Raw genomic sequence first — 20,797 nt, 5'->3', positions numbered from 1 at the left:
GAGTTGTCTACATGTCAGTAATTCAAAAGAAGCCCGCGCGAGGGGATTGGGGTGGCCTCGCGCGGGAAAAGCGGTCGCGTCCGCACGGTGGGGTGAGGTCGGGCGCGGTGGCTCCTATTGGGGAAGCTCGATTTCGGCTTTCGACGGGATGCGGAAGTAGGTCTCGGTCCAGTCGGTGAGTTTATGCTCGAGTTCGCGGGTGATGGCGCCATCAAGCATGCGCCAGGTCCAGTTGCCGCCCAGAGTGGCGGGGGTGTTGATGCGCGCCTCGTTGCCCAGATTGAGCAGGTCCTGCATGGTGTAGATGCAGGTATCGCTCACGCTGGCGGCGATGGTGCGGTTGAGCGCGTCGGCCATGGACTCGCCTGCCTGCTGGTGGGTATACAGGGCCGCCTGCTCGCGCTGACGCGGGGTGGCCGTTCCCTCATACCAGCCGCGTGCCGTTTCGTTGTCATGCGTTCCGACGTAGGCGACGGTGTTGGCAATGTAGTTGTGCGGCAGGTAGTACGAGTTGGTGCCCTCAAAGGCAAACTGCAGGATCTTCATGCCAGGGAAGCCCGTGGTGTCGCGCATGTCGATGACACCAGGGGTAAGAAAGCCCAGGTCTTCGGCAATGATGGGAAGCGTGCCGAGCTTTTCCTCGAGCACCTTGAAGAGCTTGAGGCCGGGTCCCTGCGTCCACGAACCATATGACGAATCGGGAGAGGAGAACGGCACCTCCCAAAATGCCTCGAAACCGCGGAAGTGGTCCAGACGGATGATGTTGTACATGTCGAGGGCGGCTCGGATGCGGCCTTCCCACCAGGAGAAACCGTCTGCTTCCATGGCATCCCAGTCATAGATGGGGTTGCCCCAGTACTGGCCGGTGGCCGAGAACTGGTCGGGCGGCGTTCCCGCGACGCTGACGGGATTGCCGGCGGCGTCGATCTTAAAGAGCTCAGGTGTCGCCCACATCTCGACGGAGTCACGCGAGACATAGATGGGCAGGTCGCCGATGATCAGGATGTCGCGCTCGTTGGCATAGGCCTTGAGGCGGCTCCACTGGCGATCGAAGAAGTACTGCGTCATCTGGTGGTAGAGCATGCGCTCGGGATGGGCGGCGCAGACCTTGCTGGATGCCTCGCCGCGGCGGCGGAGCTCCTCGGGCCACTCCCAAAAGGCCTTGAGCCCGCACTCCTCCTTCACGGTCATGAACTCACAATAGGGAATGAGCCAGTCCTCGTTTGCCTGGATAAAGTCGTCGAAATCGGCCGGCTTGTCGGCAGCAAAGCGCTCAGCGGCGCGGTCGAGAATCTGACGGCGGCCGCCAAAGATAGCGCCGTAGTCGACATTGCTGGGGTCGGATCCCAGATACACGTCATCGATATCGCGCTGCTCCAGATACCCTGCCTCGATAAGCTCGGCAAAGTCGATAAAGTTGGGGTTGCCCGCGCGGGCCGAGAACGACTGATAGGGCGAATCGCCATAGCTGGTCGTCGTAAGGGGCAGAATCTGCCAGTAATGTTGTTTGCACGAGGCGAGAAAATCGACGAAGTCGTAGGCATTCCAGCCAAAGCCGCCGATTCCGTATGGTCCGGGCAGAGATGAGACGGGCATGAGGACGCCGCTTGCACGCTCCATGAATGCGCTCACCAACCTTCTTGTTGTGGGGTCGGCCTGCCGATGGATGTGCAGTCCGCCCCCGATGTTCTGATTCGATATGCCTATTGTAAAACATGTTGTTTAAACATGTACAGGCAAGATAAAAAAGTTGGTCGATTTTCGGCGAATGGTTACATGCCATGAAAAAGCCCCGACCTCACAACGTGAGATCGGGGCAAGAGCGGTATGTAGGTTTTTGCTACTCGGCGTCGGCGAAGCCGTTGGGGTTGTGGCTCTGCCAGTTCCAGCTATCGCGGCACATATCCGCGATGTCGTACTGAGCCTTCCAGCCCATCATGCGCTCGGCCTTGGAGGCATCGCACCAGTTGGCGGCGATATCGCCGGCGCGGCGCTCGCGGATCACGTAGGGCAGCTCCTTGCCACAAGCCTTGGAGAAGGCGGCGACGACCTCGAGTACCGAGGTACCGGTGCCGGTGCCCAGGTTAAAGATCTCGACGCCGGTCTTGCCGTTCATCCAGTTAAGGGCGGCAACGTGACCAGAGGCCAGATCGCACACGTGGATGTAGTCGCGCACACCGGTGCCGTCGGGTGTGGGGTAGTCGTTGCCAAAGACCTGAACGGCCTCGAGCTTGCCCACGGCAACCTGCGCGACATAGGGCACCAGGTTGTTGGGGATGCCCTTGGGGTCCTCGCCGATCAGGCCCGACGGATGGGCGCCGATGGGGTTGAAGTAGCGGAGCAGCACGACGTCCCACTCGGGGTCGGCGGTGTGAACGTCCATAAGGATCTGCTCGATCATCCACTTGGTCCAGCCATAGGGGTTGGTTGCGGGCTTCTTGGGGTCTTCCTCGGTGACAGGCGGGTTGTCCGGGTCGCCGTAGACGGTCGAGGAGCTCGAGAAGATGATGGACTTGCAGCCATGGCTGCGCATGACGTCGATGAGCACCAGGGTGTTCTCGATGTTGTTGTGGTAGTACTCGACGGGCTTGCTCACCGACTCGCCGACGGCCTTAAAACCGGCGAAGTGGATGACGCGGTCGATCTGATGGGTATCGAAGATCTTGTTCATTGCATCGCGGTCGAGCACGTTGGCCTCGTAGAAGGTGAGGTTCTTGGCGGCCTCGTCGCCCACGATGGTCTTGACGCGGTCGACGGCGACGGCGCTGGAGTTGGAGAGATCATCGACGATGACGACCTGGTAGCCACCCTCGAGCAGCTGAACGACGGTGTGCGAGCCGATAAAGCCGGCGCCACCGGTAACGAGGACGCAGGTGTCTTTGGGGTCGAGTGCTTTGGACATGTAGTCTCCTATCGAATCAGGAACACTTCTTCAGGGGAGTATAGCGCAGGCAGGGACGCCCAAATCGTGCGCTGTAGGAAAAGCAGAGGATTGTGCTAACGTACTCATAGAAGAGCTTGCGTACGCATAACCTGATCTTTGACATTTGCTTACGAGCCGCTGACCTTGTAGTTTCCTGCCGTTCGTGGAAATCGTTGGGACGCGCCATATGTACGCTAATATGTATGAGTTGAGCGACATATAAATAAGCATGTAACGGAGTACATATGTCACCAAACAGCGATTCTATCCTTTCCCAGGAGCTCTCGCGCCGCACTGCCCTCAAGGCCCTGTTCGGCGCCGCTTCTGCGGCAGTTCTTTTTGGCCTGCCCGCTCGCGCCCATGCGGCGGAGGCTTCCAAAGAAACCACCGATAAACTGAATGCCGCCCAGGCCCAGCTCGACGAGGTTCAGGCCCAGCTCGACAGCATCGCAAATGAGTATGCGGCGCTGGCCAACAAGAATGCCCAGACCCTCAACGACATCGAGAATGTCCAGGGCAAGATTGACGACACGCAGGCCCAGATCGATGAAAAGAAGGCCGAGCTCAAGAAGAAGCGCAACGACCTTTCCGATCGCGTGGCCGCCAGCTACAAGTCCGGCGGCACGAACATCCTGTCGCTGCTGCTGGCCTCTGGCTCGTTTGAGGAACTCGTCGCCAACGCGCATTACGTTGAGAAGATCAACAAGAGCGACCGCGACGCCATCGAGGACATTCAGACCATCCAGGAAGAGCTCGATGCGCAAAAGACCGAGCTCGAGTCGCAGAAGGCCGACTTAGAGAAGCTCAAGGACCAGCAGACTGCCCAGATGCAGGACATGCAGGCCAAGCAGCAAGAAGTCCAGACCGTGCTGAACGGTCTTTCCGACGACGTCAAGGAGCTCATGGCTCAGCGCGATTCCGAGATCCTCGCTGCCGCCCAGGCTGAGGAGGCCGCTAGGAAGGCTGCCGCTGCCGCGGCTGCCGCGAACAAGAACAATTCCTACTCGGGTGGTTCGAGCTCGGGTGGTGGATCGTACGCGCCCGGAACTCCGCAGCAGAATGCCGGCTCGGGCAAGCAGCAGGCTGTCGTCAACGCGTGCTACTCCACGCCTTCGCCGGGTCAGAACTGGTGCGCGGCGTGGGTCACCAATGTCTTCCGTAACGCCGGCGTTGGCTACTTTGGCGGCAATGCGTGCGACATGTTTAACGCATGGTGCTATAGCTCCGACCGCTCGGCGCTGCAGGTGGGCATGATCGTGGCCGATTCCTCGCACAGCGGCACGGGTGCTCCGGGCCTTATCTACGGTCATGTGGGTATCTACGTTGGCGGCGGCATCGTTATGAGCAACGAGGGTGCCATTACGTCTAAGTCGCTTGATTCGTTTATTAGCTTCTATGGCACTGGCTCTGGCGTGCGTTGGGGCTGGCTCGGCGGCGTGGCGCTGTCGTAAAGCCGACGGGGCCGCGTGCCCGCCCGCAATATATTTGATTGCCTGCTCGGGCAGTCCTGCGCAAGACGAAGGCCACATTAAGTGGCCTTCTTTGCGTGCGGAACTCGCGATCAATCAAATATATTGCGGGCGGGCACGCGGCCCTCTTGGGTTCGGGGCGCGGCACACCGGACTGGTTGTCTGAATTAAAGAAAGTGAAGGCCCCTTTCGGGGCCTTCTTTTTATAAAAATTCGCCGACTCGGTGGACTTCGGGTTCTAGGTCTACGCCGAACTGCTCTCTGACTTTGGCTTGGATGTCGTGGATGAGTTCGTCGACGTCGGCGGCGGTGGCGTGGTCGGCGTTGACGATAAAGCCGCAGTGTTTTTCGCTCACCTGCGCGCCGCCGACAGCATGGCCGCGCAGGCCGGCATCCATGATGAGCTTGCCGGCAAAGTAGCCCTCGGGGCGTTTGAAAGTGGAGCCGGCACTCGGCATATCGAGCGGCTGTTTGTCTTCGCGACGCTGACGGTAGTCGTCCATGTCGGCCTTGATCATCGCGGCGTTGCCCGGGGCGAGATTGAAGGTGGCCGAAAGCACGGTAAAGCCGTCGTCGGCGATGCGGCTCTTGCGATAGCCCAGGTTAAGCTCGTCGACATCGAACTCGATGATGCTGCCGCTGCCGCGGGTGCCGTCGTCGAGCATGCGGGCGGGCTTGTAGACGCGCACAGACTCCAGTACATCGGCCATGCAGGCGCCATAGGCGCCGGCGTTCATGTAGCAGGCGCCGCCGACCGATCCGGGGATACCCGAGATGGGCTCCATGCCAGTGAGACCGGCCTCGGCTGCCGCCGCGGCGACATCGGAAAGCAAGGCGCCGGCTGCTGCCGTAACGTGCGTGCCGTTGACCGTAATGTCGGAGAGGCCCTCGCCCAGTGCCACGACGATGCCGCGGATGCCCTTGTCACCGACGAGCAAGTCGGAGCCGTTGCCCACGATGGTGAGGGGCAGATCGCAGCGATAGCAGGTATCGAGCGTGGCGACGAGGCCCTGCTCGGTATCGGGCGTGACAAAGACGTCGGCCGGGCCGCCGATTTTAAACGTGGTGTGCTCGCGCATGGGCTCGCTCATCAGCACGTTGTCCTCGCCGGCAACGCCAGCAAGCGCGCACAGCAGGTCCTCGTTAAAAAAGTCGTTCTCGTGCATACGAATATCCGCCTTTTGGTGGTCGTTGTCATCAATCGATTGCAATATACCCCACCCGGACGGATTTGGTGCGCTGGCGGCGATAAAACAGCCGTCTACCGGATTGGTAAAGTGTTTATCATCGAGGTAGAGGGACGGTCGCTATACTTTCAAGAGATTGCGCGAATACTCGGAAGGAGCGAGATGGGCAACAAAGTTACTCTCAAGCAGATTGCCCAGGAGGTGGGGCTTTCCCCCTCGTCGGTCTCGCTTGTTCTCAATAATCGGCCCTGCCGCATCTCGGAAGAAAACCGCAAGCTCATCAAGGAGGTCGCGGCGCGCAACCACTATGTCCCTAACCAGATCGCGCGCAGCCTGGTCATGCGCGAGTCACGCACGCTGGGCCTTATCGTTCCCAATATCGAGAGCCGCTTTTTTGCCTCGCTCGCCGGCAGCTTGGAAAAGCGCTGCCGCGAGGACGGTTACGCGCTCTTTATTACCAGCTCGGGTGGAAGTGCCGACGACGATCTTGAGCTGCTGCGCCAGCTGGTGACGCGCGGCGTCGACGGCGTCTTTCTGGTGGTGGGTGACGAGTTCTCCGACGACCGCGCCCTGCGCGAAGAAGTCAGCCATCTGCCCATACCGGCGGTAATGGTCGACCGTGCCATTGAGGGGCTCGAGTGCGACAAGGTGATGTTCGACCACGAGATGGGTGGCTACATGGCTACCCGCTATCTGATCGAGCAGGGTCACCGTCGCATTGCCTGCTTGGTTAATGCTCGCCGTTCCAATACGGGTCGTAAACGTCTTGCCGGCTACGAGCGTGCGCTGCGCGAGGTTGGCCTGCCGATCGACGCACGTTTGGAGTTTGAGAGCGAGTACTACATTCCGAGCGCATACGAGGCGTCGGAGGCGGTGCTCGCAACTGACGCCACCGCCGTGTTCGCAAGCTCGGATAACATTGCCCTCGGTCTGCTCAAGCGCTTGCACGAGATGGGTAAGAGCATCCCGGGCGATATCTCGGTCGTAAGCTATGACAACTCGGCGGCCGACGTTCTCTTTGAGCCGGCGCTGACCGCGATCGAGCAGGATCCTGGTGTCCTCGCGGAGCATGCTTTTGGCTGCATGTCCAAGCGTCTTGCCGGTAGGGGCGGTAGGCGTGCCGAAGAGGTCGTCCTGGAGCCGGCGCTTATCGTTAAGGGCAGCGTGCTCGAGCTTACTAAACACAACTAAACACGTTTATCAATTTGCAGAGACTGAATGTTGGGCAGCTGTGACAGGCAACGTCGCAGGTGAATGCCAGGTTTCGCTGCTGCGCGCTGCAAATCAAGACAATAAAACGTTTTTTCACCATGATAAAACGTTTTAGCAAATATACTAGTCCCAACGAAAGGCTGCCGTATCGGAGGGCGACCGCACAGCGAAGGGACAAATACAATGGCTAAAACACTGGGGACGCCGTGGCAAAAGCTGGGCCACGAGGTGCCGGCTTCCGAGCTCGAGGGCGTTGACCTGTATTGGCGCGCATCGAACTATCTGTCCGTCGGTCAGATCTACCTTCGCTCTAACCCGTTGATGCGCAGCGACTTTGTCGACGAGAAAACCGGTGAGGTGCGCGACTTTGGTCGCCCGGACGTTAAGCACCGCCTGGTCGGTCACTGGGGCACCACGCCCGGCATCAACTTCCTGTTCGGCCACGTCAACCGCCTTATTGCCGACCACAACCAGAACGCCATTTTCTTGATGGGCCCGGGCCACGGTGGCCCCGCCGGCACCGCCCAGTCGCTGCTCGATGGCACCTACCGTGAGATCCGCCCCGACATCACCAATGACGAGGCCGGCCTGCAGAAGTTCTTCCGCCAGTTCTCCTACCCCGGTGGCATCCCGAGCCACTTTGCGCCCGAGACGCCTGGCTCCATCCACGAGGGCGGCGAGCTCGGCTACACGCTCAGCCACGCCTACGGTGCCGTCATGGACAACCCGAGCCTGCTGGCCGTGGCCGTGGTGGGCGACGGCGAGTCCGAGACCGGTCCGCTTGCGACTTCTTGGCAGTCCAACAAGCTCGTGAACCCGGCAACCGACGGTATCGTCCTGCCGATCCTGCACCTCAACGGCTACAAGATCGCCAACCCCACCATCCTTGCCCGCGTGTCCGACGAAGAGCTCACCAAGTTCTTTGAGGGAATGGGCTATAAGCCGCACTTCTTTGTCGCCGGCTTTGACGACGAGAGCCACGCAAGCATTCACGCGCGTTTTGCCGCGCTGTTCGAGCAGGTCTTCGATGAGATCTGCGACATCAAGGCCACCGCGCAGGCCCAGGCCGCCGCGGGTGAGACCGTGGTCCGTCCGGCCTACCCCATGATTGTGTTCCGTACGCCCAAGGGTTGGACCTGCCCCAAGCAGATCGATGGCAAGAAGACCGAGGGCTCCTGGCGCGCCCATCAGGTGCCGCTGGCGAGTGCCAAGGACACCCACGAGCACTTCCGCGTGCTGCGCGAGTGGCTGCGCTCCTACAAGCCCGAGGAACTCTTTACGCCCGAGGGCCAGGTGCGCCCCGAGGTAACGGCCTTTATGCCGACCGGCGAGCTGCGCATCGGCGCCAACCCCAATGCGAACGGCGGCAAGGTGCGCCGCGAGCTCGAACTCCCCGATATTCATGCCCACGAGATTCCCGTTGCAAGCAAGGGCCACGGCTGGGGCTCCACCGAGGCCGCCCGCGTCTTTGGTGAGTACACCGCCGACGTTCTGGCCAAGAACATGGACGATTTCCGTATCTTCGGTCCCGATGAGACCGCGTCCAACCGCCTGCAGGCTGCCTACAAGGTGACCAAGAAGCAGTGGGATGCTGGCTTTTACGAGGACGATGCCAACGACGAGCTGCTGGCCGGTTCCGGTAAGGTCGTCGAGCAGCTGTCTGAGCACCAGTGCGAGGGCTTCCTCGAGGCCTACGTGCTCACCGGCCGCTCGGGTGTGTGGAGTTCCTACGAGAGCTTTGTCCACGTGGTCGATTCTATGGTCAACCAGCACTGCAAATGGCTCGAGGCCACCAAGCGCGAGATTCCGTGGCGTGCCCCCATTAGTGGTCTCAACATTTTGCTGTCGAGCCATGTCTGGCGCCAGGACCACAACGGCTTCTCGCACCAGGACCCCGGCTTTATCGACCTGCTGCTCAACAAGGCCAGCGACACGCATATCGTGAATGCCTACTATCCGGCCGACGCCAACATGGCGCTTGCCGTTGCCGAGCGCGTCTACCAGTCCACCGACTGCGTCAACGCCATCTTCTGTGGCAAGCAACCCGACCCCACCTTCCAGACGGTCGACGAGGCCAAGTCCGAGCTCGCCGAGGGCGTCGCGACCTGGGAGTGGGCATCGACTGCCGACTCGCTCGCCGAGGCCGACGTCGTGGTCGCCACGTGCGGTGACGTGCCGACGCTCGAGGCTCTGGCTGCAACCGACATGCTGCGCGAGCTGGGCATTAAGGTGTGGTTCGTCAACGTGGTCGACTTGCTCAAGATCCAGAACGTCTGCGAGAACGACCAAGCCATCAGCGATGAGCGCTGGGCCGAGCTGTTTGGCTGCGGTGAGAAGCCCGTGCTCTTTGCATTCCACGCTTATGCCGGCACGATTCGCCGCCTGATTTGGAACCGCCCCGGCCACGACGCCTTCCGCGTCCACGGCTACGAGGAGAAGGGCTCCACGACCACACCGTTCGACATGCTGCGCCTGAATAACATGGACCGCTGGGCCCTGGCCGCCGACGTGCTGCGCATGGTCGACGCCGATAAGTTTGCCGAGCAGATTGATGAGTGGGAGGCTTTCCGCACCGAGGCCTTTGAGTTCGCGTGCGACGAGGGCTTCGATCACCCGGCCTTTACCGACTGGGTCTGGCCCGACGCCGCAGCCGCAACTGCTGCCGACGGCGCGCTCTCCGCAACGCAGCTAACTGCCGGCGACAACGAATAACTCTGTTACGCGGTTTTACCAAACCGCGTAAAGGCTCGACGCTGCGCGGGTTCCAAGTACCCCATCTTGCCGTTCAAACCGTCGCTCGCGTACAGAAGTACGCGTCGCTCCTCTTTCACGGCGACCTGGGGCACTTGGAACCCGCTCGCTGACTTGTGCTCAACCAGCGGCGAGTGGCGGCTCGGGGTGCGTGTGCTGGACGGTCTCGCGCTGGGGCCCCGCCCGGGCAGAGGGCTTTGCTCTGGAAAGTGCGCTTCGCGGAACTTTCCCGAGCAAAGCCCTCTGCCCGGGCGGGGCCCTCTCGGCCGTTTCGATATGCGGGGTCTGATTATTTTTAAGTAATGGGGACTTTGCTGATGCTGCCTTGGATGCCGTGTATCCAACTTTGGTCAGCCAAGATTACATTGTCGGGGCCGGGGCGGGGTGCTTGGTTTTGAGAAGTTCTGCGGAGCACACTTCTCAAAACCAAGCATGCCGCCCCGGCCCTCGTCCGTAAACTCTTCCGCTGGGCGAGTTTTAGGTGCCATGCGCCGATGTGCTAAAGTAACAGCTTGAAATTGGTGTTATATTCAGCTTGAGTTGTTTAATGCTAGTACGGGAGGCTGATATGGGGCTGTTCAAGAAGAAAAACCCGCAGGATGCCTTTGATCCCGATGTGTTTACCATCACGGATACGATTAAAGAAGCCTTCGACGCCATGGGGCGTCCAGAGCAATGATGCCCGCAGCATCAAGCGGTTGAGGAGCCTTGCCCATGTCGAGTGAGCCATATGCGATTCCGCCCAAAGATCGCGCCTTTGAGGGCATTCTCTGGTATATCAAACATTATGACCTGCAGGGTGGCGACCGGCTGCCCGCCGAGCGCGTGCTCTGCGAAGAGCTGGGCGTGTCGCGCACGGCGTTGCGCGCTGCGATCGCGCGCCTCATTTCGTGCGGAACCTTGGAAAGCCGCCGCGGCTCGGGTACCTATGTGTGCCCGCCCAAGCCGCTGAACGTCTTTCAGGAAACGTGGAACTATACGCAGGCGGTGGAGAGGGTCGGCTCAAAGTCAACCGTACGCCTGATATGGTCCAAGGTCGTGTACGCCGAGGTCGATCTGGCCCAAAAGGCCCAGATCGACCTGGGCATGCCGCTCTTCTGCATTCGGCGTGTGCGCGTGGTCAATGGCTCCCCGGCGTCGATCGAGACGGCTTACGTCAATCTGTCTTTGTGCCCCTCGCTTCCCGATCACGATTTTGAGCAGGAGAGCCTCTACGACGTATTGCTTAAAGAGGGGAACGTCCGTGTGTCGCACGGTAAGGAGCATATTTCCATCAGTCGTCTGAACGCTGACGAGGCTAAGTTGCTGGATGCCCAGGAGGGCACGCCGGTGTTTTACAAGGCTTCGCACGAGCGCGACGAGAGCGATGGCTTTGTCGAGTATTGCAAGTCCGTGATCCTGCCGACCAAATATCGATTTGCCGATAACGGCGAGGCGGATGGCGTTGCGACGAAGGTAGGTGTCGAATGGCTGAAGGAGTAGAGAACCTGCCGGTCTACAAGCGGATTCGCCGCTGCATCGCAGAGCGAATCGAGCGCGGTGGCTATCCGACGGGCTCGATGATTCCGTCCGAAAATGAGCTGGCCGAGGAGTTTGGCACGACGCGCCTGACGATTCGCAGCGCTATGGACGAGCTGGTCAAAAGTGGCCAGATTCGTCGAGTGCAGGGCAAGGGTGCCTTTGTGGCTCACAAGTGGTTTGACGAGCACGATCGCAAGGGCGGTTTCCGCCAGATGGTTTTGGCCACGGGTGCGACGCCGTCGGTGCGCATTTTGGCGCGCTCCAAACGCTATGCCGATCCGTATTATGCCGACTTGTTTGGTATCGGCGAGGACGATCTGCTTTACTCGGTGCGCCGTCTTAACTGCATTGATGGTGAGCCTGTGTCGATCGAGATGACGCTGATCCCGTGTCTGCTGTTCCCGGGCATCGAAGGCGTGGACATTTCGGTCTTCAGCCTGTTCGAGACTTATGACATGCTGGGCCGAAAGCCAGATAAATCGATTGAGAAGCTCGATATCGAGGCACTTGGCGCCCGCGATGCGAGTTTGCTTGATCTTGAGCCGGGTGACCTGGCCCTCGTGCTGGAATGTCTGACCTACGACTCGAGTGGGCAGGTTATCGAGTATGCCAAGTCTTTTACCCGCGGCGATGCCGGCGGATATACCTACAGCTATTAGTGTTCTGGGCGTCCTTACGCACAGCGGGGCGCTCGTCTTTTATGGACATATGCCGCTTGACCGATGAGCGGCAAAAACTGACCGTCTACCGAGTGGGGAGAATGAAATCGAAAAAGCGGTATTAAAAATGACTAACCTGTAATCGTTCACTGGTATTAAGAACCTTTGAATTATTGAGCCTGGGGCCAAGATGACCACAAGGTTAAGCGGTACGATGCTTCTTCCACGGCACGCTCGAGCTCCTCGAGCCCGGCGTCCCCGTGTCCCTGTTCAAGGGCGAGGACGAGTGCCGCGCGCTGGACAACCGCGTCGAGGCCTTCCTGCGCTCTGGTGTGACCGGCGATGAGGACTACGTCTTCATCGACACCGCCGAGTACGCCATCCCCGGCCTGGACGATGACTTCCGCGTCATCGTGTTGCCCTGGATCCTCACGGTTCTCGCCACGGACCGTATGGCCCGTCACTACGAGACCGTCACCAAGCACAATCGGAAGTACCGTCGTTACTATCACCAGTTCGACTACTAAGGCGCGAGATGCGCCCGGGTGGGCGCGATGCGATAAGGTATAGGGGGCGGCCGAGGCTGCTCGGTTGCTCTTTTACAGATTTTATGAATATGTCGGCAATCCCCAGCCGGACGTGTACGCCATGGCCGACGTGGCGGGTTGTGCGGTGAAGGAGCTCGAGTGCGAGGGGGCCCAGGGCATGGCCATGCTGGGTGAGGTTCTCAAGAACCCGGGCAAGGTCGCCCGTGCGAACAGGTACAAGAGCGGCGCATGCTGTGCGGGAGTCTACCTCGAGGTGACTCTGCGCGATCTCTCCGCCGAGAAGCTGATCATTCCCCCTGTGGGGCCGTGAGCTCAAACGCGGTTTGATAGCGTATCGGCAGGTGATGGAGAGCGCCGGGACGGTGAAGGCGGCATTCGACGAGATGATCGAAGGTGCTCGTCGTGGCTAAGCGCGTCGAGGTCTCGTCTTACGATAAGGCCGTCGAGGGGATCTTAAACCATATCGACATCTGCGACATGCGGTGTGGGGATGCCTTTCCGCCCGAGCGGGAGCTGTGCGACGAAATCGGGGTGTCGCGCACGATGCTGCGCAGCGCCCTCACGCACCTTACCTCGACCCACGTCATCGAGAGGCGCCAGGGTTCAGACAATTACCCGCGCCAACGCCGTCCGACGGTTCAGCTGGACGACCTGTCCGGCTTCTCCCAGATCGTGTGGTCGATTGGGGAGAGCCGTCCTCACGCATGCTCGCCTACGAGGTCGCTCCCGCTGGGGCTGAGACCGCCAGCCGATTGTACCTTCCCGAGGACGGGCCCGTCTTGCACCTGGAACGCCTGCGCCTGATCGGCGGCGTTTCCGCCATGCTAGAGACATCCTATCTCCCGCTGGTGCGTTTCCCCGGCATCGATGCATTCGACTTCGAGGAGGATTCGCTCTTGCGTGTGCTCGACGATGAGTACGACGTCGAAGCGGTCCATGTGACGCTTCGCGTGACCGTCGCCCGCGCGACCGAGCGCGAGGCGGGTCTGATGCGGGTCGAGTCGAATGATTTGATCTTTTTGGAGTGCGGTACGCGGATGGGGTCGGACATCAATCCCATCGAGTACTAGCGCACGCGCTGCAGCCCCAGCCATTTCAGGGTCTCGTGCAAGACGGTCATGTAGGCCGATCTGCTCGAGGATCGGTTTTTGGATAGGAGACGACAGATGAAGGGCGCACGGTATCACGTGCCTGTCGACGGCCGGTCGGCTGAGGTGGGGCAGACCCTGAACGGCGTCGGGGGCGATGACCTTCGCGGGACTTCGCCTTGAGGCATCGAGGACCTCGGCCTGCCCCTGTACCTCGATATTCGCCGCGATTTGCATCTGCGGCTCGTGGCCGGGGAGTATGCCACAGGTGCGGCCATTCCCTCCGAGGCGAAGCTCGCCGAGCAGCATCGTACCACGAAGCTCACCGTGCGCAACGCCCTCGATGGGCTCGAGGACGAGGGATTCATCGTCTAGGGCGAGGGCACGTTCGCCACGCATGGGCTCGAGGGCTCGGTCATGCATCATCCGCGCGGCTTCTGCGACGCGCATCGCCATTACAGGCGCACGCCGAGCGGTCGCGCGCTCGAGGCGACGGTGCGCGAGACGGGTTCGTTTTACGGGAGCTTCTTCGACGTCCCCCGGCAGTGACCTGCTCTGCGTCCACCGCCTGAATTGTATCGACGGCGTTCCGTTCGCTATCGAGCGCGCGCTCATCCCCTGTGAGCTCTTCCCGGGTATCGAGGACGTCGACATCTCGGTCTTCAGCCTCTATGCCCTGTATGAGCTGCGCGGACATCCGGTCACCTGGGCGGTCGAGGAGCTTGAGCCCCAGGAGCTCAAGGCGCGCGACGCGCGCCTGCTGCGCGTGGGCGCGCTCGATCCGGCGCCCGGCCTCACCTGCGTGAGTTACGACGTCGACGGGCACTCGCAGGAGTTCGTCCGCTCCGTCTCGGTTGGGGGGAGCGCGAGCCGCCTCGTGCGCAAGCGGCTTCGGGTACCCGCGCCCGGTGTTCGGCTGATTTGCCATGCATGTAAACCGCTCGGCGAGATATTCATACCACTTGGCCGACAAGCGTCGAACGAAGACAATAGATATTAAATAACATGCTATCTTGATATTGTTTTTGGTATGAAATTCATCCAAAACATATAGAGCAAAGGTCCGTTCAATTTAGGAGGAAGAACATGATTCTGCTAACGCGCGTCGATCATCGACTGCTGCATGGGCAGGTCGCGACGTCTTGGGTCAACGGCCTGGGATCCGACTGCATCTTCTGCGTCGGTGACAAGGTCGCCAACGACCCAGTGTGGAAGACCACCCTCAAGATGGGCAAGCCGACCGGCTGCAAACTGGTGATCAAGGACATGGCGCACGCCATCGAGGCAATCAACAGCGGCGTGACCGACAAGTACCGTATGATCATCTGCCTGTGCTCGATCGAGGAAGCCAAGCAGCTCGTCGAGGGTTGTCCTCAGATCAAGAGCCTGAATCTCGGCAACACGCTCGAGTCCCCCACCACTAAGCAGATCTCCCGCCAAATCTTCCTCGAGCCAGAAGAGGTCGAGATGCTCAAGGAGCTCGGCGAGCGCGGTGTCGAGGTCGAAATTCGCGCTCTGGCTGACGACAAGAAGGAAAACGCCCTCGCGCTTCTGTAAGAAGCCCGAATTGTCTACCCTGACAGAAGGTACGACACGCTTGTCCAATCACTGATCTGTGCATTGTTCTACGTGTTCGTCAAGTTCTTCGACTGCCAGCTCGGCACGCTGTGCGCCTTCCGCCCCATCGTGGTCTGCCCGCTGCTCGGTCTCATTCTCGGTGACTTGCAGACCGGCTTGGCCTTGGGCGCGAGCATCGAGGCGCTCTTCATGGGTTCCGTCTCCATCGGCGCCTACATTCCGCCGGATGCCACTTCCGCCGGTGTCCTGTGCACCGCCTACGTGATCTTGCACGGTCTGGACACCGAGGTCGCCGTGGCCTAGCCATGCCCATCGGCTCGCTGGCCCTCGCCCTGAGCAACCTGTTCCAACCCATCACCAACTGGCTGCTCTCCTCCGTACCTAAGTTCGCCGCCGAGGGCAGCGGTACCAAGCTCACCGGTCTGCACCTCTTCATCGCCCTCTACGTGGTTCCCGTCTACTTCTCGGTCATCTTCTTCGCCGTCCACCTCGGCTCCGACGCTGTTGTCTGGATTGCCAGCACGGTTCACGAGTTCGTGCTGAACGGTTTTGTCGTCGCGGCCAACATCCTGCCGGTCATGGGTTTTGCGATGCTGCTGCGCCTCATCTACCGCAAGGAGCTTCTGTCTTTCCTGTCCCCGGGCTTCTTGATGACCTCTTACATGGGCGTGCCGGCGCTCGGCGTCTCCCTGATTGCCATCATCATCGCTGTTCTTGTGCTGGGTATCTTTGACAACAAGCCTGCGGCTGCGCGGGTCGAGGGGGCTGACGACGATGACTTCTAATGAGACCAAGAGCGTCTACAAGAGCGGTGAGAACGCCATCACCAAAGACGACCTCGTCAAGTCCGTGCTGAACATCGGCGCCCTGGGCATGGAGTTCTCCTAGACTTACGTGAACCAGATGGGCCTCGTCTTCGGCCTCATGGTCAAGAAGATGCTCAAGAAGATCTGGCATGACGATCCGGCCGGCTATACCGCCGCCCTCGAGCGGCACGCTGCGTTCGTCAACATCACGGTCATGCTCGCCTCGTTCGTCGGCGGCATTGCGATGTCCATGGAGGAGCGCATCAAGGCCGGCGAGCTTCCGCCCGAGTTCGTCAACGACGTCAAGGCCGTCCTTATGGGCCAGCTGTCCGGTGTGGGTGACACCATCTTTCTGACCACCATCCGCGTGGTCGCCGCCTGCATCGCCGTCTCCATGGCCGCCGAGGGCAATCCGCTCGGCCCGATCCTGTTCCCGCTCATCTTCAACGTCCCGCAGTACATCCTGCGTGTGTGGGGTATCGTCGAGGGCTATGAGCTGGGTGTCGGACTGTTCGATGCGGCCTCCGAGTCCGGCATCATGGACAAGCTCATCAAGGACACCGGTATCGTGGGCATGATGGTCGTTGGCTCAATGACCTGCTCCATGTTCTGGGCCACCCTCGCCGTGCCCTTCGGCTCCGGTGAAGAGGTCACCGTGCTTCAGGACGTGCTCGACGGCATCATGCCCGGCATGCCCGGCCTGGGCTGCATGGGCATCTACTACTGGCTGCTCGGTAAGAAGATTCACCCGTCCCTGTTGATCCTCGGCGCCATGGTCGTGGACGTGGCCGGCGTGTACCTGGGCGTCCTAGCTTAACGGCGAGTCCCCCAACATTCCCTCGCTTTTGGCCTGATACGAGGCAGCGGCCCATGTGGCCGTCGCCTCGCACCGTTTATGGGGTCGATTTGACCGTTCACGGAAAGCATTTGATTATGGCATCAGCGGTATTAAAAAAAGTAAGATATATTGTAGTAAGTGGTATTAAAAACTCTTAAGTTGATATGAATGGCCATCGGTCCGAAAGGGGGGCGTCAATGCGGGAGACCTAGAAGATCGAGAATACAAACTTCGACCAAGAGGGCTACCTCGCCGGCGGCAAGGCGGCCGTCGAAGCGGGCAAGAAGATGGCCCAGATCGCCGACCGCGTGGCCGACGACGTCGTGTTCCTGATGGGCATCGCCCGAACCTGGGACGAGCTCATGCAGCTCGAGTACCTCATGAACAAGTTCGGCGACAAGGACCTGGAAGTGTATCTTGTTCACGCCGCCGAATGGAACGTGATGGGCCACAAGCGCATGACCGAGCGCTCCGTCGTGCCCACCGCCTCCTAGTCCGGCATCACCCCCTCCAAGTTCAATCTGTTCATCGAGCAGACCAAGAACGTTTGGGCGGAGCTTTTGGACATGCGCAAGCGCTTCGAGCCCAAGGCCGAGGAGTTCGCGCGCAAGTACGGTCTGGCGCCCTACGCCATGTTCATCGGCTCCGGTGCGCTGTAGGGTGAGACAATCCTGTTCTCCATGTGTATCCTCGAGGAGATGCAGTGGAAAAGTGCCCGCTATTATCACCAGTTCGACTACTGAGACGTCATTTCAGTTCCAAATGTAAGGAGCAGCTCATCATGAGACAGTTCATCATCGCTTCCCACGCGCATTTCGCAGCCGGCATCAACGAGAGCATCTCGCTGCTGTCTGGGGAGCGCGACAACGTCCGCACGCTTTCCATGTACGTCGATGGCAACAACGACCTCGCCGCCGTCGCGGCCAAGATGCTCGACGAAACCCCCGAGGGCGATGACCTGGTCGTGTGCACCGACCTGTTCGGCGGTAGCGTGAACAACGAGTTTACTTCCATCGTCCAGCGCCGGCCCAACACCTATCTGGTTACCAACATGAACCTCCCGCTGCTCATCCAGCTGCTCTTCGCCGAGGAGGGGCGCGATACCGCCGAGGTCATCCGTGAGATCTGCGCCGCGGACGACACTCGTGTCAAGTTCGTCAATGACCTGATCGAGGATGCTGAGGACGACGACGAGTTCTAACATGGTGCCGGGCAGGCGTTGCGAGCGCCCCTGCCCGTTGACTCCATGAAGCTCAATCGGTCATGAGAAACGCGCAGGCGACGTCTTTGCTCGCTTGCGCGTTTTATTACGGGCTTTAGCCTGTGCGGGGCGCGTAGCGCGCCGCATCAGAAACCACCCGCTATGCGGGTGGGGCCAAACGGCTTTACAAAGCCGCCCCCTCGCCGGACACTTGCGATTGTTCAGGCCGCAGGGAATCCGAGTCGAGAGGGCGGTGGCGGCGTATAGCCCAGAAGGCCTACAGCCTGTCGCACGCGAAGCGGACGTGCAAGTGCCACGTCGCGTTCACGCCAAAGCATAGGCACAAAGCCATCTGCGGCCAAATAAGGTCCGACCTTGGTGAGATCTTCAGGAAGCTCTGCCAGCACAAGGGGATAGAGGCCATCGAGGGGCGCCTGATGCCCGACCACGTCCACATGCTGCTGGCGATACCGCCGAAGTGCGGCGTATCGAGCGTGATGGGCCACCTGAAGGGGAAGGGCCCGCTGATGATATTCGACAGGCACGCGAACATGAAGTGCAGGTTCGGCAACAGGAAGTTCTGGGCCGAGGGCTGCTACGTGTCCACGGCCGTATAGGCGTCTTGCATCGGCGCCGCCTTTCTGCCGTTTTCCATGAGCCGCGCCGCACAGACGGTGTAGAAATCGTCGATGTCGTGCGTGGCGAATCGGTAGAGCACGTCCACGGACGCTCTCGGACCCGAATAGCTCAGGCTGCTGGCATTGAGTCGCGCGGAGTCGAAGTGCTTGAATGCGCAGGTGTCCGTTGAGTAGCGGGGGATCCACGAGAAGGGGAATTGTCCCTCCGCGCTGTGACGTGCGGACTCCCCGATTTACTCGATTGGGGCGTACAGCTGCTCGGCCGTTTGCCTGGGTGCACGGTGGAGCTCCGCGCAGTCGTCCCCATCCGCTCCTACCAGCCGCCAGGCCCGTTCGAGCCTCCAGCAGGCCGACGCGATGCTGGGGTCGCGCACTCCCTCCGTGCCGGGGGGCTGGGGGTCCGGCCGTCGTCGAGAATCGCGACGCGCTGCATCACCTCTGCGGCGTGTGGGTCGTTTTGTAGGAAAAAGCCGATTTTGAGACGGCAGAAATCGAGGACGGAGCGCTTGGCGGGGGCGGGGCTGCATCGATGGTCGGCGATGGCGGCGAGGCGCCTATCGAGGGGCAACTCGCCATTCTCTTGCAGGAAATCTGCGAGCGTCCGCTCGTGGAGCTCGTGTTCGGTCGGGCTGAACATGCTGCTTCCTTTTCAGCGCCGCGCAGGTGCTAGGTCAACGTTGCGCACAGCGGTGGGCCGTCGTGCGGCGAGCGACAAGTAGGCCATCGACATGGCAATGCCGATGGCCTATAGCAGATCCCCCAATTTGATTGTGATGGTGTTGGAGAAACGACTCATACGCTCAAACTTCTCTCGTGCTACTCGTGACTGTCAGGCTCAAACATCTCTTACGCTAAAACAGTGGCGGTGCCACTTCGGGTGCAGGCCAGCTGTACTTGCTCCACGTCGGCCGCGCAAGGCATTTTTTCAAACAAGGCAGGAGGCAAGGGACATCGAATATATGACCTTATATAACGTCTACCGATGAATTTCGACCGTTTACAGATAAGCCCCGATTTTCTTGAGCACATAACATCACATAACGTTATAGCTCATAGCGTCATGTAACGTTCTGCTAGTGAGAGGGGTAACACCATGGCGGAACTCGAGAAGGTCCAGCTTCTTAACTTCGATATCGACCAGTACTTGAAGGATGGTGACGCAACCGTGGCGGCTTGCGCCCATGCCAAGGCGGTCGCCGACGAGATCCACGAGCAGGGGTACGAGAACGTCTTCCTGCTGGGCATCGGCGGTACCTACGATGAGCTCGAGATGGTTCGCTACTTCATGAAGAAGTACTCCGAGGTCGAGGTTCACCTGGTGAACGCCGCCGAGCTCAACGTCATGGGCGACAACCGCCTCAAGAAGGACTCCGTCGTCGTGACCGCTTCCGCTTCCGGTGACACGAAGGAGGTCGTCAAGGCCGTCGAGAACATCACCGCCCAGGGCATCCGCGTAGTCGCCTTCACGCGCGAGGACACGCCGCTCGGCAAGCTCGCCACCACGGTGGTCTCCGCTCCCGTGGCCACCGGTCGCTGTGATTTCACCTACCTGCTCTTCCAGGCCTTCGCCCTGCGCCTGCTCAACCTGCGCGGCGACTTCGACCGTTATGACGACTACATGGCCCAGACCAAGAATCTCTTCCAGGATCTGGTCGACATCCGCATCAAGTTCGAGCCCAAGGCCGAGCAGATCGCCAAGCAGTTCGCCGAGGAGCCCTACACCATCTTCATCGCGTCCGGTGCCCTGTGGGGCGAGAACGTGCTGTTCTCCATGTGCGTCTTGGAGGAGATGCAGTGGATTCGCACGCGCGCCGTCACCTCGGCCGAGTTCTTCCACGGCACCCTCGAGCTCGTCGAGCCCGGCGTGCCCGTGATCATTACCAAGGGCGAGGACGAGTGCCGCGAACTCGACAACCGCGCTGAGGTCTTCTGCAAGCAGTACACTGACAAGCTCGCCGTCATCGACACCGCCGAGTACGCCGTCTCCGGCCTGGACGAGGAGTTCCGTCCGCTCGTCTCCCCGATGATCGCCGCCGCTACGCTGCACGAGCGCCTTTCCAAGCACTACGAGCGCATCACCAAGCACAACTTGGCCTATCGTCGTTACTACCGTCAGTTCGCCTATTAGATGCTCTGTCCCTGAATCACTTGATTAAAGCCAGCTTAGGCATCAATGTTAAAGCCAGCTTAGACATCAATGGTGGTGGAATGTGATCGGGCTTTCTCGTGTTGGCCACCGCCCATTTCACGGTCAAGTTGCGTTTTCTGGGCGAACAGATCGAGAACCGATTCTGTCTTTGAAGCAAGTGCCCCATGGCTGGTGGTCGGTTACGGATGGAAGGGATTGAGATATCTGCCTGATGGCTGTTGGCTCAAAG

The 20,797-nt window shown here is 60.3% G+C and carries 21 protein-coding genes and 2 pseudogenes; 18 read left to right on the top strand and 5 right to left on the bottom strand.

Annotation, left to right across the window (positions count from 1 at the left end):
• Window positions 1-114 precede the first annotated feature (114 nt).
• Both malQ and galE read right to left on the bottom strand, forming a co-directional pair.
• Window positions 115-1,632 (bottom strand): 4-alpha-glucanotransferase, encoded by a 1,518-nt coding sequence (gene malQ / locus ACGHIZ_RS10815; RefSeq protein WP_390448008.1) that lies wholly within the window; start codon window positions 1,630-1,632, stop codon window positions 115-117.
• A gap of 208 nt (window positions 1,633-1,840) precedes the next feature.
• Window positions 1,841-2,902, bottom strand: a complete 1,062-nt coding sequence (galE, locus tag ACGHIZ_RS10810; protein WP_271744562.1) for a UDP-glucose 4-epimerase GalE — start codon at window positions 2,900-2,902, stop codon at window positions 1,841-1,843.
• Window positions 2,903-3,168: 266 nt separating this feature from the next.
• Here galE and ACGHIZ_RS10805 point away from each other — a divergent pair, with 266 nt between their 5' ends.
• A complete protein-coding gene (locus ACGHIZ_RS10805) occupies window positions 3,169-4,374 on the top strand; it encodes a hypothetical protein (RefSeq protein WP_138113443.1) in 1,206 nt (401 codons plus the stop codon).
• 221 nt (window positions 4,375-4,595) lie between these two features.
• Here ACGHIZ_RS10805 and murB read toward each other — a convergent pair whose 3' ends face one another.
• Window positions 4,596-5,558, bottom strand: a complete 963-nt coding sequence (murB, locus tag ACGHIZ_RS10800; protein ID WP_390448003.1) for a UDP-N-acetylmuramate dehydrogenase — start codon at window positions 5,556-5,558, stop codon at window positions 4,596-4,598.
• Window positions 5,559-5,741: 183 nt separating this feature from the next.
• Here murB and ACGHIZ_RS10795 point away from each other — a divergent pair, with 183 nt between their 5' ends.
• The 16 genes and pseudogenes from ACGHIZ_RS10795 to tnpA form a co-directional block, all read left to right on the top strand.
• Entirely contained in the window at window positions 5,742-6,770 is a 1,029-nt protein-coding gene (locus ACGHIZ_RS10795) for a LacI family DNA-binding transcriptional regulator (protein ID WP_271761470.1), read from the top strand.
• Window positions 6,771-6,974: 204 nt separating this feature from the next.
• Complete coding sequence (locus ACGHIZ_RS10790) at window positions 6,975-9,503, top strand: phosphoketolase (RefSeq protein WP_390448000.1); 2,529 nt, start codon at window positions 6,975-6,977, stop codon at window positions 9,501-9,503.
• Between the two features lie 753 nt (window positions 9,504-10,256).
• The gene (locus ACGHIZ_RS10785; protein WP_390447997.1) at window positions 10,257-11,024 is read left to right on the top strand and encodes a GntR family transcriptional regulator; all 768 of its coding nucleotides are present in this window, start codon (window positions 10,257-10,259) and stop codon (window positions 11,022-11,024) included.
• A complete protein-coding gene (locus tag ACGHIZ_RS10780) occupies window positions 11,009-11,722 on the top strand; it encodes a GntR family transcriptional regulator (RefSeq protein WP_390447994.1) in 714 nt (237 codons plus the stop codon). Before ACGHIZ_RS10785 ends, ACGHIZ_RS10780 begins: the two co-directional genes overlap by 16 nt.
• Window positions 11,723-11,982: 260 nt before the next feature.
• A complete protein-coding gene (locus tag ACGHIZ_RS10775) occupies window positions 11,983-12,249 on the top strand; it encodes a hypothetical protein (protein ID WP_390447992.1) in 267 nt (88 codons plus the stop codon).
• Between the two features lie 121 nt (window positions 12,250-12,370).
• Window positions 12,371-12,580 carry a hypothetical protein gene (locus ACGHIZ_RS10770; RefSeq protein WP_390447989.1) on the top strand — a complete coding sequence of 70 codons (210 nt, stop codon included), beginning with the start codon at window positions 12,371-12,373 and terminating at the stop codon, window positions 12,578-12,580.
• 92 nt (window positions 12,581-12,672) lie between these two features.
• Window positions 12,673-13,074 carry a GntR family transcriptional regulator gene (locus ACGHIZ_RS10765; RefSeq protein WP_390447987.1) on the top strand — a complete coding sequence of 134 codons (402 nt, stop codon included), beginning with the start codon at window positions 12,673-12,675 and terminating at the stop codon, window positions 13,072-13,074.
• Window positions 12,975-13,340, top strand: a complete 366-nt coding sequence (locus ACGHIZ_RS10760) for a GntR family transcriptional regulator (RefSeq protein WP_390447984.1) — start codon at window positions 12,975-12,977, stop codon at window positions 13,338-13,340. The genes ACGHIZ_RS10765 and ACGHIZ_RS10760 overlap by 100 nt, the downstream gene beginning before the upstream one ends.
• A 264-nt stretch (window positions 13,341-13,604) precedes the next feature.
• Window positions 13,605-13,733: a GntR family transcriptional regulator gene (locus ACGHIZ_RS10755; protein ID WP_390447981.1), complete on the top strand. Its 129-nt coding sequence runs from the start codon at window positions 13,605-13,607 to the stop codon at window positions 13,731-13,733.
• 22 nt (window positions 13,734-13,755) lie between these two features.
• Window positions 13,756-14,358 (top strand): UTRA domain-containing protein, encoded by a 603-nt coding sequence (locus ACGHIZ_RS10750; RefSeq protein ID WP_390447979.1) that lies wholly within the window; start codon window positions 13,756-13,758, stop codon window positions 14,356-14,358.
• Window positions 14,359-14,444: 86 nt separating this feature from the next.
• Window positions 14,445-14,915, top strand: a complete 471-nt coding sequence (locus ACGHIZ_RS10745; RefSeq protein WP_390447976.1) for a PTS sugar transporter subunit IIB — start codon at window positions 14,445-14,447, stop codon at window positions 14,913-14,915.
• 72 nt (window positions 14,916-14,987) lie between these two features.
• Window positions 14,988-15,721: pseudogene (locus tag ACGHIZ_RS10740) on the top strand (PTS mannose/fructose/sorbose/N-acetylgalactosamine transporter subunit IIC).
• A 118-nt stretch (window positions 15,722-15,839) separates the two neighbouring features.
• Complete coding sequence (locus ACGHIZ_RS10735; protein WP_238022962.1) at window positions 15,840-16,559, top strand: PTS system mannose/fructose/sorbose family transporter subunit IID; 720 nt, start codon at window positions 15,840-15,842, stop codon at window positions 16,557-16,559.
• Between the two features lie 308 nt (window positions 16,560-16,867).
• Window positions 16,868-17,074: a hypothetical protein gene (locus tag ACGHIZ_RS10730; RefSeq protein WP_238022960.1), complete on the top strand. Its 207-nt coding sequence runs from the start codon at window positions 16,868-16,870 to the stop codon at window positions 17,072-17,074.
• A 287-nt stretch (window positions 17,075-17,361) separates the two neighbouring features.
• The gene (locus ACGHIZ_RS10725) at window positions 17,362-17,781 is read left to right on the top strand and encodes a PTS fructose transporter subunit IIA (protein ID WP_238022959.1); all 420 of its coding nucleotides are present in this window, start codon (window positions 17,362-17,364) and stop codon (window positions 17,779-17,781) included.
• 263 nt (window positions 17,782-18,044) lie between these two features.
• Window positions 18,045-18,389: pseudogene (tnpA, locus tag ACGHIZ_RS10720) on the top strand (IS200/IS605 family transposase); the annotation flags it as partial.
• Here tnpA and ACGHIZ_RS10715 read toward each other — a convergent pair.
• On the bottom strand, window positions 18,377-18,505 hold the full coding sequence (locus ACGHIZ_RS10715) for a hypothetical protein (protein ID WP_390447972.1): 129 nt from the start codon (window positions 18,503-18,505) through the stop codon (window positions 18,377-18,379). The pseudogene tnpA and the gene ACGHIZ_RS10715 overlap by 13 nt on opposite strands.
• 227 nt (window positions 18,506-18,732) lie before the next feature.
• A complete protein-coding gene (locus ACGHIZ_RS10710; RefSeq protein ID WP_238022958.1) occupies window positions 18,733-19,056 on the bottom strand; it encodes a hypothetical protein in 324 nt (107 codons plus the stop codon).
• A gap of 456 nt (window positions 19,057-19,512) precedes the next feature.
• On the opposite strand from ACGHIZ_RS10710, the gene ACGHIZ_RS10705 reads away from it, so the two are divergent.
• Complete coding sequence (locus ACGHIZ_RS10705; RefSeq protein WP_390447968.1) at window positions 19,513-20,547, top strand: SIS domain-containing protein; 1,035 nt, start codon at window positions 19,513-19,515, stop codon at window positions 20,545-20,547.
• Window positions 20,548-20,797: the final 250 nt, after the last annotated feature.

Origin of the sequence: Collinsella sp. i05-0019-G5, assembly GCF_042851345.1 — a bacterium.
GTDB lineage: Bacteria > Actinomycetota > Coriobacteriia > Coriobacteriales > Coriobacteriaceae > Collinsella.
This window is presented reverse-complemented; position numbering and strand designations above follow the sequence as displayed.

Excerpts from the sequence above, each read along its gene's own strand:
- galE (WP_271744562.1), bottom strand. The coding sequence starts at position 2,902 with ATGTCCAAAGCACTCGACCCCAAAGACACCTGCGTCCTCGTTACCGGT.
- ACGHIZ_RS10805 (WP_138113443.1), top strand. The coding sequence starts at position 3,169 with ATGTCACCAAACAGCGATTCTATCCTTTCCCAGGAGCTCTCGCGCCGC.
- murB (WP_390448003.1), bottom strand. The coding sequence starts at position 5,558 with ATGCACGAGAACGACTTTTTTAACGAGGACCTGCTGTGCGCGCTTGCT.
- ACGHIZ_RS10795 (WP_271761470.1), top strand. The coding sequence starts at position 5,742 with ATGGGCAACAAAGTTACTCTCAAGCAGATTGCCCAGGAGGTGGGGCTT.
- ACGHIZ_RS10790 (WP_390448000.1), top strand. The coding sequence starts at position 6,975 with ATGGCTAAAACACTGGGGACGCCGTGGCAAAAGCTGGGCCACGAGGTG.
- ACGHIZ_RS10785 (WP_390447997.1), top strand. The coding sequence starts at position 10,257 with ATGTCGAGTGAGCCATATGCGATTCCGCCCAAAGATCGCGCCTTTGAG.
- ACGHIZ_RS10780 (WP_390447994.1), top strand. The coding sequence starts at position 11,009 with ATGGCTGAAGGAGTAGAGAACCTGCCGGTCTACAAGCGGATTCGCCGC.
- ACGHIZ_RS10770 (WP_390447989.1), top strand. The coding sequence starts at position 12,371 with ATGGCCGACGTGGCGGGTTGTGCGGTGAAGGAGCTCGAGTGCGAGGGG.
- ACGHIZ_RS10760 (WP_390447984.1), top strand. The coding sequence starts at position 12,975 with ATGCTCGCCTACGAGGTCGCTCCCGCTGGGGCTGAGACCGCCAGCCGA.
- ACGHIZ_RS10750 (WP_390447979.1), top strand. The coding sequence starts at position 13,756 with ATGGGCTCGAGGGCTCGGTCATGCATCATCCGCGCGGCTTCTGCGACG.
- ACGHIZ_RS10745 (WP_390447976.1), top strand. The coding sequence starts at position 14,445 with ATGATTCTGCTAACGCGCGTCGATCATCGACTGCTGCATGGGCAGGTC.
- ACGHIZ_RS10735 (WP_238022962.1), top strand. The coding sequence starts at position 15,840 with ATGGGCCTCGTCTTCGGCCTCATGGTCAAGAAGATGCTCAAGAAGATC.
- ACGHIZ_RS10730 (WP_238022960.1), top strand. The coding sequence starts at position 16,868 with ATGGCCCAGATCGCCGACCGCGTGGCCGACGACGTCGTGTTCCTGATG.
- ACGHIZ_RS10725 (WP_238022959.1), top strand. The coding sequence starts at position 17,362 with ATGAGACAGTTCATCATCGCTTCCCACGCGCATTTCGCAGCCGGCATC.
- ACGHIZ_RS10710 (WP_238022958.1), bottom strand. The coding sequence starts at position 19,056 with ATGTTCAGCCCGACCGAACACGAGCTCCACGAGCGGACGCTCGCAGAT.
- ACGHIZ_RS10705 (WP_390447968.1), top strand. The coding sequence starts at position 19,513 with ATGGCGGAACTCGAGAAGGTCCAGCTTCTTAACTTCGATATCGACCAG.